We start from the raw sequence: 19230 nt of genomic DNA on the forward strand, positions 1-19230 counted from the left end.
TATACGCCCATCGGAAAAGGGCTACAAGGTACGACACAAACACCATACCTGAACCGACGCCGCGCCGCTTTGCAAAAGCAGTCGGGAAAGTTCGGCCACGGTGCTGCCCGTCGTGACGACATCATCCACAATCGCGATATGGCGACCTTTCACCGACAATTCAAGGTGAAAGGCATTTTTAAGGTTTCTTTTGCGCAGTCGCGCGTTGAGCTGGTGCTGGACTGCCGTTGCGTGCACGCGCTTCAACGCGCCAGAGAAGTAAGCACAGCCGAGCCAATGCGCGAGCGGACGGCACAATAAATCGCTTTGATTATACCCGCGACGCCAGTGGCGACGGGAATGTAGCGGTACATTGATAATGAGATCGACCTTCGGCAACGTCCGCGATCGCCTGGCGTGTAAAACCGCGAGCATTAACAGACGGGCAAGCGGCCAGGCCAGTTGGCTCTGACCCGTAAACTTCAGTTTGTGGATCAGGCCGCTCAGCGGCTGGACATAATCATCGACCGCCACCAGAGCGCACCACGGCGGCGGCTGTTGCAGGCATCTTCCGCAAGGCATCTTCATGCTCATCGCCGGTAAACCGCATTGCGGACAGCACGGGCGATGGGTGTTGAACGATCGCGTACAGACCGAACATACGCCCCAACGGCTCATCATGAGTGGCATTCGGCATAGCCAGCACAAGCCAGGCACTGTTAGCATGAGTAACTTCCTTGTTAAAAAGAGAACCATAACCGATGAAGAATCTTTGGTGGCAGACCGTCGGCACAGGAAATTGTCATCTTGTGCTGCTGCACGGATGGGGACTGAACGCCGAAGTGTGGCATTGCATTCAGGAGGAATTGGCCTCGCATTTCACGCTGCATCTGGTTGATCTGCCCGGCTTTGGGCGCAGCCGAGATTTTGGTGCCATGACGCTTGATGAGATGGCGCTTCAGGTTCTGGAACACGCGCCGCAAAAAGCGGTTTGGCTGGGCTGGAGTCTTGGTGGGCTGGTGGCAAGTCAGATTGCATTGCAGCATCCGGAGCGTGTTCAGGCGCTGGTCACCGTGGCTTCGTCGCCCTGTTTTAGCACGCGTGAAAAATGGCCGGGTATCAGGCCAGACGTATTAGCCAATTTTCAGCAACAGCTAAGCGAAGATTTTCAGCGTACGGTGGAGCGTTTTCTTGCGCTGCAAACGATGGGAACTGAAACCGCACGTCAGGATGCGAGGATGCTGAAAAGCACGGTGCTGTCGTTGCCGATGCCGAACGTTGAGGTGCTCAACGGCGGGCTTGAGATCCTGAAAACGGTCGATCTGCGCGAACCGCTGGCAACGCTTGATGTGCCCCACCTGCGGATTTATGGCTATCTTGATGGGCTGGTGCCACGCAAAGTGGTCCCGCTGCTGGATGCGCTGTGGCCGCAGAGCGAATCGCAGGTGATTGCCAAAGCCGCACATGCGCCGTTTATCTCGCATCCCGGTGAATTTTGCGCCGCGCTGGTTGCGTTAAGTCAACGTTTCAACTGATTTTTATCCTCAACCTGGCAAAAGTCACGTGCCGCAACAATACTTCAAATGTCGTTGCGGCGATTCAGCCGACGATAATCAAAACTACAATTTATGGGAGTGATAGCTATGAAGCTTGTTTCAGGTATTGTTGCCTCTTTGGTTATTGGGTCTTTGTCTTTCAGTGTATTAGCAGCGCAAGAGCTGGAGAAAGATAAAGTGGCAGGCATGAATTTGACGAAGATCGGTGATATCACGACTTCAGATACCACGGCTCCGATGGATGCCAAAAAAGAGCTGTCGAAAAAGGCGGATGAGCTGGGCGGCACTTACTACGTGATTACCAGCGCGAACAAGAGCGAGAAATCTGTTCACGCCACAGCTGACGTTTATAAATAATGACAACACGCCGGGAGCGAAATGCCCCCGGCATGTTTGCTTATCGCAGTACCCACCACTCCTTCAGGCAGGCCTTGCCTTCCGGGCAACTCTTGCAACTCCCCGTGAGACAACCGTCGGCATCTTCTTGAATACGTTGGACTCTCCCCATTGCTTCCATTCTTTCGAGCATGGCATCGATCAACGGCTGTGGCGTGTGCAAAGAGAGGCTTAGCTGTTTTGCCTCCATTCGTCCCTGCAGCGCCAGTAAATCTCTCACCTCAATCATGGATGCCATATTGACCTCTTAGTGGCAGTTGCCAGCCGGGCTGTTACAGCAGTTTGCTGCTGTCTTATTGGTGGCCAGCAGGTTGACGTCAACGCGACTACGGGCCCGGCGCAGCAGGCCAAGCAGGACCACGTTAAACAGCACCACCGCCAGAATGCACACCAGACTGTAGCGCGGATGCTGGCTAAAATTGGTCGCCTGATAGAAAACGGTAGAGAGCGAGTAGGCAATGTTCAGCCCCCACAGAACCGAGAAGCCCATCCAGCCGCGGCTGGATTCGCGTGCTATCGCACCCATCACGGAGATACATGGAATGTAGAGCAACACAAAAATCAGGTAGCTGTAAGCCGCCGACGCGCTGCCAAATTTCTCGCTCATCACGCCCATCGCGCCTGTTGCCATTTCGCCGTCGCCTTTGCTGGCTTCGATAGGGTTGGCCAGTACGCTCAGGCTGAAGGTGCCTTTCAGACTTTGCCAGGTTTCATCCACCGCCCCGAGCAGCTCATCTCCGAGATGGAATTCCGCTGGATTGAACTCCTGTTCCTGAATGTTTTCGGCCGTGTAGAGCGTGTTCAGCGTACCGACGACCACCTCTTTCGCCATTGCGCCGGTGAATAACCCTACGGTTGCTTGCCAGTTGTCTTCATGGACGCCAATCGGCTTGAACAGTGGCGTAATCACACGGCTGACGGAGGCCAGCGCGGAATCGTTGATGGTATCCGCCGCTTTACCTTCGAGCGTAAAGCTGTTCAGTGCGCTGAGGAAAATGCTGACAATGACGATCACTTTCCCGGCACGTAAAACAAAGCCTTTCAGGCGCTGCCAGGTTTGGATCAGCAGGCTTTTCACGTGCGGAACGTGATAGACCGGCAGTTCCATCACAAACGGTGACGCTTCGCCGCGCATGATGGTGTGTTTAAGCATCAGGCCCGTGAGGATCGCCATGACGATGCCGAGCACATACAGCGAGAAGACCGCCAGCGCACCTTGCTGGCCGAAGAAAGCAGCGGCAAACACGGCAAAGATGGCCAGGCGCGCACCGCAAGACATAAACGGTGCCATCATGATGGTCATCAAGCGTTCGCGAGGTGCATCCAGCGTACGCGCGCCCATCACCGACGGCACGTTACAGCCAAAGCCGACGATCAGCGGAACGAAGGATTTACCCGGTAAACCCAGCGCTTGCATCAGACGATCCATGACGAACGCCGCGCGGGCCATGTAACCCGAATCCTCAAGGAAAGAGAGGAACAGATACATCATCCCAATTTGCGGCACCAACGGCAGAACGGTGTTAACCCCGCCGCCAATCCCTTGAGCCAGGAAAATGGTCAGCCATTCCGGGAAATGCAACGTGTAGCCCACCCATTGCAGACCGTGAATAAAGATAGCCACGGACCCCACATCAAACAGCGGCTGTAACGCCCCGCCAATGTTGATGGCCAGCAGGAACATCAAATACATCACCAGCAGAAATACCGGCAGACCGAGAAAACGGTTAAGAATGATTCTATCAACTGCTGCGGTGAAACGGCTGGGTTCCGCCGTCAGCGTATTGCTGACCACTTCGCAAATCGCGGCAATACTTTGATAGCGCGCATCGGCGATATGCAGCGCCGGATCGTCAAGTTTTTCAGTGAGCCGCGCCAGGGAAATATCCAGCTTCTGCGCCGCATCCCCCGCGTAGCGACGGCTATAAATATCGCCTTCCAGCATTTGCAGGCCGAGCCAGCGGCGCTGTTTTTCCGGCATTGTCTGCGCCATTTCCTGCGCCAGATGATCGGCTTCTTGCAAGAGCGGTTTAGCGTAATGCACCAGCTCGAGATCGGTATTTTGCGAGTGACGATCGACGGCCAGCTTTAAGGCATCAATACCCCGTGCTCGGGTCGATACCAGCGGCACAACCGGGCAGCCAAGGCGGGCGGAAAGCGCGTCGATGTCGATGCGAATTTGTTGTTTTTCCGCCAGGTCGAGCATGTTTAGCGCAACGATGCACGGAATGCCCAGCTCGAGCAACTGCAGCGTTAGGTAAAGATTACGCTCGAGATTGGACGCATCGACGACGTTAATCAGCAAATCCGCGTCGGCGCTCAGAATGTAATGGCAGGCAATTTGTTCATCAAGCGAGGTCTGAGACGAGATCGTGGTTAACGAATAGGTGCCGGGCAGATCAACGAGCGTGACAAGATTATCTGTCGTTGAAAAATGACCTTCTTTACGTTCGACCGTAACGCCTGCCCAGTTTCCCACGCGCTGACGTGCACCCGTTAACTGATTAAATAACGTGGTTTTGCCGGAATTAGGATTACCAATTAAGCCAATGGTTAATTTTTTCATTGTTGTAGACTCGGAATAACGACTGGCGATTATCGGGTTAAGGCTTCGACTTCTAATAAGGCGAGGTCTTTTTTGCGCAGTACCAGATTGACGCGTCGGGTTTCGATATGAACAGGATCGCCCAACGGCGCAATACGAACGACCTGAAAGGACGAACCAGGCAACATGCCTAATGACAGCAGTTTCTGACGATACGCCGGGCTAATTTCACGGGAAAAACCGGTAATTTTCCAGGCACTGTCTGGTGTGAATTGCATAGACACCACTTTCACCGAAGGTTAAATAATCAACAGATGCAATGATAATGAGAATGGTTTCTACCAGCAATATTTAAAATGTGACGTAATGTTGTAATGGCTATTAATTAGCGGACAGTTTGACCTTGCTCAATATTTAATGATTTTGCAGGTGAGAGGGAAATGACTTATTTGTTAACGAAGTGATACTTGCTGGTTTAAATACGGATATGCAATCGGTTCCACACTGAATAAATAACCCTCCGCCTTTTCAGGAGGAGGGTGAGAGGCAGAATTAACGTTTTTTACCCATCGCCGCAGCCAGCGCATCCATCATGGCGCTGTTGCCCGCAGGCTGTGCTTCGCGACCACGCGGTTGCGCCGGTTTTGCCGCCGGGCGTGCCTGCTCGCGTGCGCCTCCGCCGTTACCACGACGTGCGTTGGTTTCGCCTGGCTGCTCATCCAGACGCATCGTCAGCGCGATACGCTTACGTGGCATATCCACTTCGAGCACTTTCACCTTCACGATGTCGCCCGCTTTCACCACGGTATGCGGATCCTGAACAAACTTATCTGCCAGTGACGAAATATGGACCAGACCGTCCTGATGCACGCCGATATCGACAAACGCGCCAAAGTTGGTGACGTTCGTGACCGCGCCTTCCAGCACCATGCCTGGCAGCAGGTCTTTCATCGTCTCCACACCTTCAGCAAATTTCGCCGTTTTAAACTCAGGGCGCGGGTCGCGGCCTGGCTTTTCCAGCTCTTTGATGATGTCTGTGACGGTTGGGATACCGAATTGCTCATCGGTGAAATCGACGGCTTTCAGGTTGCGCAGTTCCGCGCTGTTGCCCATCAGATCTTTCAGCGCTTGCTGCGTGACGGCCAAAATACGTTCCACCACAGGATACGTTTCCGGGTGAACCGTCGAGGCGTCCAGCGGGTTATCGCCGTGGTTGATACGCAGGAAGCCCGCGCACTGTTCAAAGGCTTTTGGCCCGAGACGGCTGACTTTGAGTAACTGCTGACGATTCTGGAACTGTCCGTTCTCATCACGCCACGAGACGATATTTTGCGCCATCATGCGCGTCAGTCCAGCCACGCGGGTGAGCAGCGCAACGGACGCGGTGTTCAGATCCACGCCAACGGCGTTCACGCAGTCTTCCACGACCGCATCCAGCCTACGCGCCAGCTGAGTCTGGCTGACGTCGTGCTGGTACTGACCCACACCGATAGATTTAGGATCGATTTTCACCAGCTCGGCCAGCGGATCCTGTAAACGGCGGGCGATAGAGACTGCGCCGCGAAGCGAAACGTCCAGATCCGGGAATTCGAGCGCCGCCAGTTCGGACGCGGAATACACCGATGCCCCTGCTTCACTCACGATGACTTTCTGCGCGGTGACTTTCGGGAACTGCTCCTGCACGTCCAGGAAGAAACGCTCGGTTTCACGCGATGCAGTACCGTTACCAATCGCTACCAGCTCGACGTTATGTTTTTCGCAAAGTGCCGCCACGGCCACGGCGGCTTTTGCGGCCTGACCGGTGTGCGGATAAATCGTGTCGGTGGCGACCAGCTTGCCGGTGGCGTCAACGACAGCCACTTTCACGCCGGTACGCAGGCCGGGATCGAGACCCATCGTGGCGCGCAGGCCCGCCGGGGCGGCCATCAGCAGGTCATGCAGGTTACGGGCAAAGACATTGATGGCTTCGTCTTCAGCGCGTTCGCGCACGGTGCCCATCAGTTCAGTTTCAAGGTGCATCAGCACTTTGATACGCCACGTCCAGCTCACCACGCCTTTACGCCAGCTATCAGCAGGCGCGTTATTCAGGCGCAGGCCAAGATGTTCGGTGATGATCTGCTCGCAATAGCTCTCTTTCGGCGGCTCATCAAACTGCGGATCGGCATTGAGTGAAAGCTGCAGCACACCTTCGTTACGGCCACGGAACATCGCCAGCGCACGGTGCGATGGCGCGGTAGAAATCGGTTCGTGATGATCAAAGTAGTCGCGGAACTTCGCGCCTTCCTCTTCTTTGCCGCTGACAACTTTCGCGACGATATGTGCGTTCTTCCACAGATAATCACGCACTTTTGACAGTAACGCCGCATCTTCGGCGAAGCGTTCCATCAGAATATAACGGGCGCCATCGAGGGCGGCTTTGGTGTCCGCTACGCCTTTGTCAGCGTCGATGAATTTCGTGGCTTCCGTTTCAGGATCGTGCGACGGCGTGTTCCACAGCAGATCGGCCAGCGGCTCAAGGCCCGCTTCAATCGCGATCTGCCCACGAGTACGGCGTTTTGGTTTATACGGCAGATAGAGGTCTTCAAGCTCGGTTTTGCTCAGCGTACCGTTGATGGCACCCGCCAGCGCCTCGGTCAGTTTGCCCTGTTCGCCAATGGACTTGAGAATGGCCTGACGACGGTCTTCCAGCTCGCGCAGGTAGCCCAGACGGGTTTCCAGGTTACGTAACTGCGTGTCATCCAGACCGCCGGTGATTTCCTTACGATAACGTGCGATAAACGGCACGGTGTTCCCTTCGTCAAGCAGGCGAACGGCAGCTTCTACCTGTTCGGCCCTGGCCTGAATATCACCCGCAATAATGCGGCAGAGCGAATCTTTCATCATGGCTATTTCATCTTTAGGATCGAAATTCAGGGGGATAGTTATACGGACTGACACGGTAAAATGCCAGTCGCGGAGGGCGCTCTCGGACTATTTTACGTACTCAATTTCGTTCACGTACCAACTCGCTTCGCCCGACGGAGTTTGAACTATCGCTAAATCACCGACTTCCTTTTTCAGCAGCGCGCGGGCCATCGGCGAGTCGATAGAGATGTAATCCTTACGACCAAAAATTTCATCGTAGCCGACAATGCGAAAACGCTTGGTATCGCCGTCGTCATTTTCGATTTCAACCCAGGCACCAAAGAAGATTTTTCCTTCCTGCTGAGGGGAATAATCCACGATCCGCAGGTACTCAAGGCATTTGGTGAGATAGCGCACCCGGCGGTCAATTTCACGCAGCCGTTTTTTATTATACTGGTAGTCAGCGTTCTCACTGCGATCGCCGAGGCTCGCCGCCCATGTCACCTTTTTGGTCACCTCCGGGCGCTCTTCACGCCACAGGTAATCCATCTCTTTTTTCAGTTTTTCGTACCCTTCACGGGTGATCAGCGGCGTTTTCATGGTATGACCTATACGACTCGACTCGGTTGCAAACAATGCGCACATTACGCACCACAAAGCTTAACAGACAGGACGCATTAAGATTTATGTGATGAAATGTGCAGATAAGCTGCTGTTAAATATGCTTTGTAACAATTTCGACTAGAATTTATACCAGAATTAGCTGGTGGTAAACGCGCACTTTTTTAGAATACGTACTGAAATACTATCCGGACCTTTGGGAGTACACATATGCAAGAGAATTATAAGATTCTGGTCGTGGATGACGACATGCGCCTGCGTGCGCTGCTTGAACGTTATCTGACCGAGCAGGGCTTCCAGGTTCGTAGCGTGGCGAACGCCGAGCAAATGGATCGCCTGCTGACCCGTGAATCGTTCCATCTGATGGTGCTCGATCTGATGCTGCCTGGCGAAGATGGTCTGTCGATTTGCCGTCGTCTGCGCAGTCAAAGCAACCCGATGCCGATCATTATGGTGACGGCGAAAGGGGAAGAGGTTGACCGTATCGTGGGCCTGGAGATTGGCGCTGACGATTACATTCCAAAACCGTTCAACCCGCGTGAACTGCTGGCGCGTATTCGCGCAGTGCTGCGTCGTCAGGCTAACGAATTGCCAGGCGCACCGTCTCAGGAAGAGGCTGTGATCGCGTTCGGTAAGTTCAAGCTGAATCTCGGTACGCGCGAAATGTTCCGTGAAGATGAGCCTATGCCGCTGACAAGCGGGGAATTCGCCGTACTGAAAGCGCTGGTCAGCCACCCGCGTGAACCGCTTTCTCGTGACAAGCTGATGAACCTGGCGCGTGGCCGCGAATACTCCGCAATGGAACGCTCCATCGACGTGCAAATTTCTCGCCTGCGCCGCATGGTAGAAGAAGATCCCGCGCATCCTCGTTATATTCAGACCGTTTGGGGTCTGGGCTACGTCTTTGTGCCGGACGGTTCTAAAGCATGAGGCGAATGCGCTTCTCACCGCGAAGTTCGTTTGCCCGCACGCTGCTATTGATTGTCACCTTGCTGTTCGTCAGCCTGGTGACGACCTATCTGGTCGTGCTGAACTTTGCGATTCTGCCGAGCCTCCAGCAGTTCAATAAGGTCCTGGCCTACGAAGTTCGTATGCTGATGACCGACAAACTGCAGCTGGAGGACGGCACGCAGTTGGTGGTTCCACCTGCGTTTCGCCGTGAGATTTACCGCGAGCTGGGGATTTCGCTGTACTCTAACGAGGCGGCGGAAGATGCAGGTCTTCGCTGGGCGCAACATTACGAATTCTTAAGCCAGCAGATGGCGCAGCAACTGGGTGGCCCGACGGAAGTGCGCGTCGAGGTCAACAAAAGCTCGCCGGTGGTTTGGCTGAAAACCTGGCTGTCGCCCAATATCTGGGTGCGCGTGCCGCTCACCGAAATTCATCAGGGCGATTTCTCGCCGCTCTTCCGTTATACGCTGGCGATCATGCTAATGGCGATAGGCGGCGCGTGGCTGTTTATCCGAATACAAAACCGACCCCTTGTCGATCTGGAACATGCCGCGTTGCAGGTCGGTAAAGGCATTATTCCGCCACCGCTGCGCGAATATGGCGCATCGGAAGTCCGTTCTGTGACGCGCGCGTTTAACCATATGGCGGCGGGCGTTAAACAGCTGGCGGATGACCGTACGTTATTAATGGCTGGGGTGAGTCACGATCTGCGTACGCCGTTAACGCGAATTCGTCTGGCGACTGAAATGATGGGCGAAGAGGACGGTTATCTCGCGGAGTCCATTAATAAAGACATCGAAGAGTGTAACGCCATCATCGAGCAGTTCATCGACTACCTGCGCACCGGCCAGGAAATGCCACTGGAAATGGCGGATCTCAACGGTGTGCTGGGTGAAGTGGTGGCGGCGGAAAGCGGCTACGAGCGTGAAATCGACACCGACCTGCAGCCTGGCGAAATTCAGGTACGCATGCATCCGTTATCCATCAAACGCGCGGTAGCGAATATGGTGGTGAACGCAGCGCGTTATGGGAACGGCTGGATAAAAGTCAGCAGTGGTTCTGAGCTGAATCGCGCGTGGTTCCAGGTGGATGATGACGGTCCAGGGATTAAACCTGAGCAGCGTAAGCATCTGTTCCAGCCCTTTGTGCGTGGTGACAGTGCGCGTAGCACCAGCGGGACTGGTTTAGGTCTGGCGATTGTGCAGCGTATTATCGATAACCATAACGGTTTGCTTGAGATTGGCACCAGCGAGCGGGGTGGTTTGAGCATTCGCGCCTGGTTGCCGGTTCCGGTAACGCGTGGACAGGTGAAAGAAAGCTAAAAAAAGTGGTGGAAGCCATCACCCGAAAAAATACGGTCTCAGTGGTCTGATGCCCTCCCCACAGGGAGAGGGAGAAAACATTAAAAAAGGCAACTTGCGTTGCCTTTTTGTTTTTACCTTGGACCCGCACTCACCAACGCCGCGCCTGCTGGCGTATCGGTGTACTTCTCGAAGTTCTCAATAAACAGCTTCGCCAGCGCTTCGGCCTTCTCTTGCCATTGCTCAGGTGAACCGTAGGTGTTACGTGGGTCGAGGATATGGGTATCCACGCCAGGCAGCTCCGTCGGGATCGCCAGATCAAACATGGGCAGAGTGAACGTTTCCGCATCATCCAGTGAACCATCAATAATGGCGTCGATAATGGCGCGCGTATCCTTAATCGAAATACGTTTGCCCGTCCCGTTCCAGCCAGTATTCACCAGATAAGCCTGCGCGCCCGCTGCCTGCATGCGTTTCACCAGCACTTCTGCGTACTGCGTTGGGTGCAGCGACAGGAACGCTGCGCCAAAGCAGGCAGAGAAGGTCGGTGTAGGCTCTGTGACACCACGCTCGGTGCCTGCCAATTTCGCGGTAAAGCCGGACAGGAAATGATACTGCGTTTGGCTGGCCGTCAGGCGAGACACCGGTGGCAGAACGCCAAAGGCGTCAGCGGTCAGGAAAATCACCTTCGAAGCGTGGCCCGCTTTTGACACCGGCTTCACGATATTGTCTATGTGATAGATCGGATAAGAAACGCGGGTGTTTTCCGTTTTGGAGGCATCATCAAAATCGACCGTGCCGTCTGCACGGACAGTGACGTTTTCCAGCAGCGCATCACGACGGATGGCATGGAAGATGTCTGGCTCGGCCTCGGCAGACAGACGAATGGTTTTCGCGTAGCAGCCGCCTTCAAAGTTGAACACGCCGTCATCATCCCAACCGTGCTCATCATCGCCAATCAGGCGACGTTTCGGGTCGGTGGAAAGGGTAGTTTTACCGGTGCCGGACAGCCCAAAGAATACCGCCACGTCGCCCTCTTCGCCGACGTTCGCCGAGCAGTGCATGGAGGCAATCCCCTGCAGCGGCAGAAGGTAGTTCATGACCGAGAACATCCCTTTCTTCATCTCGCCACCGTACCAGGTGCCGCCAATCAGTTGGATGCGCTCCGTCAGGTTGAATGCGATAAAGTTTTCCGAATTCAGGCCCTGCTCTTTCCACTGCGGGTTCGTGCATTTCGCGCCGTTCATCACGATGAAATCAGGTTCGAAATCCTGTAATTCGTCATCGGTTGGGCGAATAAACATGTTCTTCACGAAGTGTGCCTGCCAGGCAACTTCAGTGATAAAGCGAACGGAAAGGCGGGTGTCGGCATTCGCGCCACAGAAGGCGTCGATAATAAACAGGCGCTTGCCGGAAAGTTGTTGAGTGACGAGACCTTTAAGATGCTGCCAGGTTTCCTGGGAGAGCGGTTTGTTGTCGTTCTTCCCTTTGCCTTTATCTGCCCACCACAGCGTATCGCGGGTGGTGTCGTCACGGACGATATACTTATCTTTTGGCGAACGGCCGGTAAAAATACCCGTGTCCACGGCGATAGCACCAGTATTCGTCAACACACCTCGCTCGTATCCTTCCAGTGCTGGATTGAGCTCTTCCTGATACAGCGTATCGTAATCGGGGTTGTAAACGAGTTCCTGGACGTCGTTAATACCATAAGCCTTGAGATCTTGCGGGGTTAAATCGTTAACACGCATATCACTGCTCCTTAGCCAATTTGTACTGCCTAAAATTGTAGGGTTTTTCTGAGGTTGTTGACCGCGACGGGGCTCATAGATTTACGTATTTCGAGAAAACCCTTACTAACGGAAAACGCTGTGACTCCTGTCACGAAGCAGGGCGGATTATCGCAGGAATCGAATTTTAGTTGTGGAAAATGTTCCGAAAAGGTTAAACGATGGTGTATTTAACCAGAGTAATGTGAATGTAATCGCATACATGTAAGAAAGTTACGTAAGAGTTACATCTTGATAATCGATCTACGTCTCCTGGCAAAAGACAGGAAGAGAAGAGTGTTGTGAGTCGTCCGCGAGATTATGATGAAAGCATAAAGTGCGCTTACCAATCAGGGACTGTGAAATGGAAAATACTGAAAGCTTATCTCCTGCAACGCGCGCAGGCATTGTGCTGGTCGGGGCGATACAGGGTTTTATCTGCTATTTGGTGACGTGGTACATCGGTTACGCCGGTCTTCCCGCCGACAGTTTTTGGCTGGTGTGCGTCGTGCCCGCCACCGTGGTGCTCTCGACCACGCTCGCACTGTCGGTCACCTCGTTCAAACAGCGTAGTTTATGGCTGGCACTGGCCGCGATCGTGTTGGCAGTCGCAGGCATGGGCGCATGGCTAAAATGGAATATTCACGGGCTTGAGCGGTGGGGTATCCGGGACGCGCTGGTGTTGTTTGGCTTCAACCTTCTGCTGATGAGTTTTCTGATGCTGCCATGGCTGCAGCGAAAGCTTCACCCGACTTCCGGGAAGGATTTCTACACCGATTTTCATACCAGAAACTGGCATAACGCCTTAACGCTGGCGCTCATTTTTCTCTCTAACGGGCTGTTCTGGCTGGTGCTGTTTTTGTGGGCCGAGTTGTTCAAGCTGGTCGGAATCCGTTTCTTTAACACGCTCTTTTTTGATACCGACTGGTTTATCGCGATTGCGATTGGTGTGGTTTCGGCCTGCGCGGTCATTCTCGCAAGAATGCAGGTGCGATTAATCCAGGCGCTGCAAAATCTCTTAACATTGATTGCCACCGGCCTGCTGCCGCTGGTGGCGCTGCTTTCGCTACTGTTTATCGTCGTGCTGCCGTTTGTGGGTTTAGACGCGATTTCTGCGCGAACGTCGGCGGCGGGGCTGCTGCTGAGCCTGAGCATGTTGCTGCTGATACTGGCCACCGTCGTCTGGAGTCCGCAGCGTATTCTGCTTCCTTATCCGTTCCCGCTGCGCTGGCTTGTTCGGGTGGCGTTACTGGTCTCGCCGGTTTATCCCCTGTTAGCGAGCTGGGCCTTGTGGCTGCGTATCGGGCAATACGGCTGGACACCGGAGCGGTTATACGCGGTGTCGACCACCATCGTGGCGCTGGTTTGGGCGGTTGGTTTTTGCATCAGCGTGATCAATCCACGGCGCAATCCGCTGACGGTGCAGCGTTACGTTACTCCGGCCGTGGGTCTGTTCTCGCTGGCGTTACTGATCCTGATTCATACACCGATTCTCGATCCGTGGCGCATCAGCGTGACAAGTCATATGGCGCGTTATCATGACGGCAGGATCACCGCCGATCAGGTGAGTCTGTACATGTTAAGTCAAACCGGACGCAAAGGCCGAGAGGCGCTGGTCGTGCTACAAAACGATCCGCAGTTCACGTCAGATGCGAAACGTCGGCGGGATGTGAGTCGAATGCTGGCAGGGCAAAAAGAGAAAGCAGAGGGATTGACCGCGGCGATACTGGCGAACGTGGTACAACTCGCGCCTGGGACGTCGCAGCCGGACAATGGGCTATGGCAGGCAATGATGAAATACAAATACCGTTTTGAGACCTGCACGACTGAAAAGGGCGCTTGTCTGCTGGTTTCACAGGATCTGAACGGTGACGGTCAACCGGAGGCGGTTGTCTATCAGTTAGTTGATCGGGCGATTCTGGTGTTTACCCGTCACGATAAAGACTGGTCTCTCGCGGGAGAGTCGTGGAAAATGCCAGAAACGTTATCACGGGCTGAATTTGATCGTGCGCTTGAGCAAGGCAAAGTCGGTACGGCGGTTAAGCCATGGGCGGATATCACGATTCTCGGGGAGCGCGTAAAGGTAGACTACGATTATTAGCGAAAAAACGGCTCCTTTGGGAGCCGTTCTGACAATGATTAATGGACCTGTGGATCGGCCGGAGAAGCGTTATTTCGGATCTCGGCGATGTCCATGGCGTTGAAGACGTAGTGCGAACCACAGTAGTCGCAGTTCATGTCGATTTCACCATCTTCTGCCATGATGCTGTCGATCTCTTCATCCGGCAACGTTCTCAGCGCACCCGCACAGCGTTCACGAGAACAGGTGCATTTGAACTCAACGTCCTGCGGATCGTAAAGCGTCACTTCTTCTTCGTGGTAGAGGCGCCACAGTACTTCATTGGCGGGCAGAGTGAAAAGTTCTTCGGTTTTGATGGTTTCGGTCAGCGTCGCCAGATGCTCAAAATCATTGCCCTGGGCATTTTGCGCAGGCAGAACCTGAAGCAGCATGCCGCCAGCTGCCAGTTGACCTTCAACTTCGCCGGTGCGGATAAACAGGCGTGTTGGCAACTGCTCAGAACGCAGGAAGTAATCTTCCAGGCACTCTGCCAGCGTATCACCTTCAAGACCTACCACGCCCTGATAGCGCTCGCCTTCGTCTGGCGTAATGGTAATCACGAGGAAACCGTTGCCAACCAGCGTTTTCAGGTCAGCGCCTTCTGGCACCTCGCCCTGCACGCGCGCCACACCGCGCATCTGTTGCTGGTTATTACCGTTAATGACCGCCATATTCATTGGGCCGTCACCCTGTAACTGCACGGTGATATCGCCAGCAAATTTCAGTGTTGCGGTCAGCAGGCTTGTCGCTACCAGCAGTTCGCCCAGCACTTTTTTAACAGGCTGCGGATAATTGTGGTTCTCCAGAATCTGTTTCCAGGTTTCGGAGACGGTTACCAGCTCACCGCGAACGGCAAATTGCTCAAACAGATAGCGGTGTAATTGGTCGTGTTGGGCCATAATTTTCTCTCATCAAACGACGATTATTCAATTTCGCCGTGCTTAAATTTCATCAGATCGCGACGTTCTTTTTTGTCCGGTCGTCTGTCCGGGTGCGGCATGGTCAGCGCATTCATCTTGCGCGCCAGCGCCACTTTCTCGCGCTTCTCGACGCTTTCTGTCGTTTCTTCATACATTGCGGTTGCTTCGGTCGCCGGACGACGCTGCTCGGTAATGGATTTGATTACGACCGTTTTTTCATCGTTTCCCTGACGTAACGTCAGAGTGGCGTTCAGTTCAACAAGCTTACTCGGCTTGCTGCGCTGCCCGTTGTAATGCACTTTGCCACCGTCAACCATTTCGCGGGCGAGGGCGCGCGTTTTATAAAAACGGGCCGCCCACAGCCATTTGTCGAGCCTTACCCCGTCAGAGGGTTTTTCTTTCATGGCTTCTCCTTCACGCTGAGTGAGGGGATCATTCTACGGTAATCATTCAACGCCGGATGTCGCTGATAGCTTTTTTCAGCTTGTCCAGAATCGGGATTGGTCACGCCCAGGCAATAACGAATACCAAATTTTGCTGCTGCATCCAGAATCGGTTCACTGTCATCAATGAACAAGGTTCTGTCTGGCTGCAAACCGGTTTTCTCGGCGACGGCCTGCCATAAACGCTGATCCTCTTTCGGATACCCAAATGTGTGGGTAGAAAGTAATAAATCAAGGTGTGACGCTAATCCAGTATGTTCAAGCTTCACGGCCAGATTATGCGGATGCGCATTGGTCAGCAAAATACGTCGTTTGCCGCTCGCCTTCAGAGCATCCAGAAACGGCACCGTATCTTCACGCAAAACGGCGTGCGGCCCCTGAGCGGTGGTCATGGCACAAATATCCAGACCAAGACGGTCGCTCCAGTAATCCAGGCAGTACCAGTTTAGCGTATGTTGCACGGCGTGATACTGCTGACGAATGTAATCCTGCGCTTCTGACGGAGTGATGCCCTGCTGCGCGCCGTAAGTTTCGGGCACCAGCTTTTGCCAGAAATGGGTGTCAAATGCGAGGTCAAGCAGTGTGCCGTCCATATCCAGCAGAACGGTATCAACGTCCTGCCAGGCGATATCAAGATGCATGAGGGGGAACTCTCCAGCCAGAAGAAACGTGCGCGACAGGTTAGCACAACTTGTCGCGCAGAGGCGTTATCCGATCAGGCTCTCAGGCGCGGAGATAAGCTTAGGATTGAGGCAATTATCGTAATACTGCTGGATCTCGGCCAGACGAGTACGTGAGCGCTGATAGCGACGCAGGGCCGCAAAACCGTTCCAGATGATGCAAATCAACATGGCCATCATGAGCAGCGTCGTACCGATGTAACGCCACAGCCCGGCGCTGTCCGGCATGCGATGAAGATCAACGTGTCGCGTGCCGTTCGCGTCGGTAAAGATTCCGGTGACAATACCTTCTGCGCTAAATGGTGTTTGCATCAGCATTTGCGCCAGGCGCTGGAACTCGCCCCACTGTTCCTGGGCCGGATAATCATAAAGCGCCACAGGCGGATACGGCTGATCAACCAGGTCGCTACCCTCATCGCTGGCAATCACAAAACCGCCTGGCGCCGGGCTGTTAAGCGCCTGAGCCGCACGAGAGGTTTCACGCATCACGAACGGTGCGGTTGACGTGGCGACCAGATTTTCCAGGGACTCCGCGCTCACCGGACGTAACAGCACGTTCACGCCGTCCAGCCGTCCTGCTTCGGCGCGTTTGACCAGCGCTTCCCAGTCTTTGCTGTTCCCGAGGTTCACGAGCGCATTTTTGAGGCGCACGCATTCATCTTCTGCTGAACATAAGTCCTGCGTTTTCATCACGATGTCGCCAAAATCATCCAGCAAAACCATTCCAGATTTTTGAATGGCAGAGCGCAGAGACTGGCTCACACGTGAATTCTCTTCGGGTTTTGGATGCAACTGGCGGTTCAGCGCCTGCGTCAATGCCGTCGCTTTACTGACGGTATCGGATTCCGGCAACGGTAGCGGCGGGGCGTCATTCCAGATGATCTGCGAGCAATCGAACGGGGTGAACGGCGAATTCTGGCGCGTATTCCAGGTTCCCGGTGCGTGAATATTACACATGCCAGTGCCTTTCAGCTTGAGGGTATCTCCCACGCGAACGCCAGCCTCTTCCAACTGATTAACGCTTGTGGCCTCAATGGTTTGCGCGCCTTTGATCCACGACACGGTGAATTTAATCGGCATATCAAGGGGAACCAGGAAAATCAGTAACGCCAGAACGAGCGCTGCGCCTCCGGCAATTATGGTGCTGCGCAGCCAGTGCTGGAGCGGGAAGTTTTTCACCTCATCATGCAGCGATAAAAAACGCCCCTGGCGAACCACCTGGCGATCGAGATAAATATCAATATCGGTTTTTTGCCCTAAATCCTGGGCAATCCACGGCTGCCAGTGACGCGGATAAATAAGATCGATAATGCCGAGCGAAATATTATTGATCTGTTCCTGATCGTTCTCACCGAACAAACCCCAGCGTTTTGGCGTACCGCGTAAACAGTGGATTTCACGCAAGGCCGTTTTAGCCGGAGAAGCAAATAGCCCCCACAGCCCTGCGGCGATCAACAGAACGGCCCCCCCCGCAAGCCACGGGGCAAAGACGTCGGGCGTCATCAGGCACAGGAAAAACAGCAGGAAGGCGGCGACAATCAAAATCGCTTCACGGATGCCATCCGGGCGGCTCAGCGCGTGCTCTTCGTGCGTTTCCTGGCGGATATTGAGCAGTTCAATCTGTTCAGTCTCTTCGCCACGGATGGACGCTTGCGTGGAGCTCGCTCGTTCGAGCGCAAAGCGCGGTGCTTCCTGAACATATTCACTCAGGGTATGACCATTCAGGGCGATAACCAGCGGAATGGAATCGGTATGGATCAGCTCGACGCTATTTTCATCATTAATGTATTGCTCCCAAAACGGCGGCAAATGCACTTCGACGGAGTCGAGATAGTATCGCCATTTATTGGGATCGTCGGTGGTGATGCCATAGCGCGTGATCGAACGCGTCACGCACAGCACGGTATCGCTGTGTGCGTTAAGATTGAGAGTGACAGGCGCGGCAGTGGCTCCTGTTGGCCCTGGCGTCTGAAGGATGCGGTTCAGCGTATCGAGATAATTTTCAATGGCGCTGCGTTCATCGGGGGCCAGCGTACGGGTAGTCGCACCGGCGAAGGCGTTTAAAAAGGGCAGTCGTAAACGACGTTGCGCCCGGCGTCTGAGTAACCATCCTGCAATGAATACGCAGGCCAGCATAGCAGCGAAAAATATCAAAATGGTGCTCATGCTTTCCCCATCTTACTTATTTCAGGTGTAGTCAGTCGGACCTATTACCGTGAATGCGTCTCTGTGGTTGGCTATCGGCAAGTATGGAGTCGAACTTGAGCAATCTGAAGCGCATCCCAGTGACCAAAAATGATAGCAAAGGCAACCAAAGCGGAATATCAGCAAATTCCTGGAGTTATTTCAACCTCTTGACTTTTAATTTGAAATAATACTTGATTTAGGATAAGTTGCAAAAATGTAAATTTAGGGCAAATGACATTGCCCAAACCGTGCGTCATATCGCACAATGCACTCAGTTTACCCAGCAAAGACCCGTCAAGATGAGCAAACCCTTACAAAAACCCATTATTCTGAATGTTGAAACAATCGCCAAATCGCGACTGTTTAATGTGGAGAGCGTGGATCTGGAATTCAGCAACGGCGTGCGTCGTGTTTATGAACGTATGCGCCCATCAACGCGCGAAGCGGTGATGATCGTTCCGATTGTTGATGACCATCTTATCCTGATTCGTGAATATGCGGTGGGCACGGAATCCTACGAACTGGGTTTCTCTAAAGGGCTGATCGATCCGGGTGAATCCGTTTTTGAAGCGGCTAACCGCGAGCTGAAAGAAGAAGTCGGTTTCGGTGCAAACGAACTCACCTTCCTGAAAAAGCTGTCTATAGCACCGTCCTATTTCTCCAGCAAAATGAATATTGTGCTTGCTGAAGATCTCTATCCCGAAAAGCTGGAAGGCGATGAGCCAGAGCCGTTACCGCAGGTTCGCTGGCCGCTGGCACATTTGATGGATTTGCTGGAAGAGCCTGATTTCGATGAGGCCCGCAACGTCAGCGCGCTGTTCCTGGTGCGTGAATGGCTCAAAGGGCAAGGGCGGCTGTAGGCCTTCGACGGTTTGCCTTGTTTCGCTCGCATCAGGTAAAAGCACGCATAAAAAAACGG

Annotated in this window: 17 protein-coding genes; 6 read left to right on the forward strand and 11 right to left on the reverse strand. The window is 53.9% G+C overall.

Annotated elements, in window-relative coordinates:
- Window positions 1-21: 21 nt before the first annotated feature.
- Window positions 22-705 carry a DNA utilization protein GntX gene (gntX, locus tag ACKI5T_RS15495; RefSeq protein ID WP_407438572.1) on the reverse strand — a complete coding sequence of 228 codons (684 nt, stop codon included), beginning with the start codon at window positions 703-705 and terminating at the stop codon, window positions 22-24.
- 35 nt (window positions 706-740) lie between these two features.
- Here gntX and bioH point away from each other — a divergent pair, with 35 nt between their 5' ends.
- Both bioH and ACKI5T_RS15505 read left to right on the forward strand, forming a co-directional pair.
- The gene (gene bioH, locus ACKI5T_RS15500) at window positions 741-1514 is read left to right on the forward strand and encodes a pimeloyl-ACP methyl ester esterase BioH (RefSeq protein ID WP_407438574.1); all 774 of its coding nucleotides are present in this window, start codon (window positions 741-743) and stop codon (window positions 1512-1514) included.
- A gap of 108 nt (window positions 1515-1622) precedes the next feature.
- Window positions 1623-1892, forward strand: coding sequence for a YdgH/BhsA/McbA-like domain containing protein (locus tag ACKI5T_RS15505; protein ID WP_407438576.1), 270 nt, complete (start codon window positions 1623-1625; stop codon window positions 1890-1892).
- 40 nt (window positions 1893-1932) lie between these two features.
- On the opposite strand, the gene feoC is transcribed toward ACKI5T_RS15505, so the two are convergent.
- The 5 genes from feoC to greB form a co-directional block, all read right to left on the reverse strand.
- The gene (gene feoC, locus ACKI5T_RS15510; protein WP_407438578.1) at window positions 1933-2169 is read right to left on the reverse strand and encodes a [Fe-S]-dependent transcriptional repressor FeoC; all 237 of its coding nucleotides are present in this window, start codon (window positions 2167-2169) and stop codon (window positions 1933-1935) included.
- A gap of 9 nt (window positions 2170-2178) precedes the next feature.
- On the reverse strand, window positions 2179-4497 hold the full coding sequence (feoB, locus tag ACKI5T_RS15515; protein WP_407438580.1) for a Fe(2+) transporter permease subunit FeoB: 2319 nt from the start codon (window positions 4495-4497) through the stop codon (window positions 2179-2181).
- Window positions 4498-4526: 29 nt separating this feature from the next.
- Entirely contained in the window at window positions 4527-4754 is a 228-nt protein-coding gene (gene feoA, locus ACKI5T_RS15520) for a ferrous iron transporter A (RefSeq protein ID WP_015960781.1), read from the reverse strand.
- Between the two features lie 274 nt (window positions 4755-5028).
- Window positions 5029-7359, reverse strand: coding sequence for a Tex family protein (locus ACKI5T_RS15525; RefSeq protein ID WP_407438582.1), 2331 nt, complete (start codon window positions 7357-7359; stop codon window positions 5029-5031).
- Window positions 7360-7446: 87 nt separating this feature from the next.
- A complete protein-coding gene (gene greB / locus ACKI5T_RS15530) occupies window positions 7447-7920 on the reverse strand; it encodes a transcription elongation factor GreB (protein ID WP_407438584.1) in 474 nt (157 codons plus the stop codon).
- Window positions 7921-8151: 231 nt separating this feature from the next.
- Between greB and ompR the strand changes: the two genes are divergently transcribed.
- Both ompR and envZ read left to right on the forward strand, forming a co-directional pair.
- Window positions 8152-8871: a two-component system response regulator OmpR gene (ompR, locus tag ACKI5T_RS15535; protein WP_001157751.1), complete on the forward strand. Its 720-nt coding sequence runs from the start codon at window positions 8152-8154 to the stop codon at window positions 8869-8871.
- On the forward strand, window positions 8868-10214 hold the full coding sequence (gene envZ, locus ACKI5T_RS15540) for a two-component system sensor histidine kinase EnvZ (RefSeq protein WP_133632455.1): 1347 nt from the start codon (window positions 8868-8870) through the stop codon (window positions 10212-10214). Before ompR ends, envZ begins: the two co-directional genes overlap by 4 nt.
- A 113-nt stretch (window positions 10215-10327) precedes the next feature.
- On the opposite strand, the gene pckA is transcribed toward envZ, so the two are convergent.
- Entirely contained in the window at window positions 10328-11944 is a 1617-nt protein-coding gene (pckA, locus tag ACKI5T_RS15545) for a phosphoenolpyruvate carboxykinase (ATP) (protein WP_407438586.1), read from the reverse strand.
- A gap of 382 nt (window positions 11945-12326) precedes the next feature.
- Here pckA and ACKI5T_RS15550 point away from each other — a divergent pair, with 382 nt between their 5' ends.
- Window positions 12327-14063, forward strand: coding sequence for a DUF4153 domain-containing protein (locus tag ACKI5T_RS15550; RefSeq protein WP_407438588.1), 1737 nt, complete (start codon window positions 12327-12329; stop codon window positions 14061-14063).
- Window positions 14064-14101: 38 nt separating this feature from the next.
- Here the strand turns inward: ACKI5T_RS15550 and hslO are convergent, their stop codons facing one another.
- The 4 genes from hslO to ACKI5T_RS15570 form a co-directional block, all read right to left on the reverse strand.
- A complete protein-coding gene (gene hslO / locus ACKI5T_RS15555; protein ID WP_407438590.1) occupies window positions 14102-14980 on the reverse strand; it encodes an Hsp33 family molecular chaperone HslO in 879 nt (292 codons plus the stop codon).
- Between the two features lie 23 nt (window positions 14981-15003).
- The gene (gene hslR / locus ACKI5T_RS15560) at window positions 15004-15405 is read right to left on the reverse strand and encodes a ribosome-associated heat shock protein Hsp15 (RefSeq protein ID WP_015960774.1); all 402 of its coding nucleotides are present in this window, start codon (window positions 15403-15405) and stop codon (window positions 15004-15006) included.
- A complete protein-coding gene (gene yrfG, locus ACKI5T_RS15565) occupies window positions 15402-16085 on the reverse strand; it encodes a GMP/IMP nucleotidase (RefSeq protein ID WP_133632450.1) in 684 nt (227 codons plus the stop codon). The genes hslR and yrfG overlap by 4 nt, the downstream gene beginning before the upstream one ends.
- 66 nt (window positions 16086-16151) lie before the next feature.
- On the reverse strand, window positions 16152-18290 hold the full coding sequence (locus ACKI5T_RS15570; RefSeq protein ID WP_407438592.1) for an intracellular growth attenuator family protein: 2139 nt from the start codon (window positions 18288-18290) through the stop codon (window positions 16152-16154).
- A gap of 320 nt (window positions 18291-18610) precedes the next feature.
- On the opposite strand from ACKI5T_RS15570, the gene nudE reads away from it, so the two are divergent.
- The gene (gene nudE / locus ACKI5T_RS15575) at window positions 18611-19171 is read left to right on the forward strand and encodes an ADP compounds hydrolase NudE (RefSeq protein WP_407438594.1); all 561 of its coding nucleotides are present in this window, start codon (window positions 18611-18613) and stop codon (window positions 19169-19171) included.
- Window positions 19172-19230 lie beyond the last annotated feature (59 nt).

Source organism: Lelliottia sp., assembly GCF_045627565.1.
Taxonomy (GTDB): domain Bacteria; phylum Pseudomonadota; class Gammaproteobacteria; order Enterobacterales; family Enterobacteriaceae; genus Enterobacter.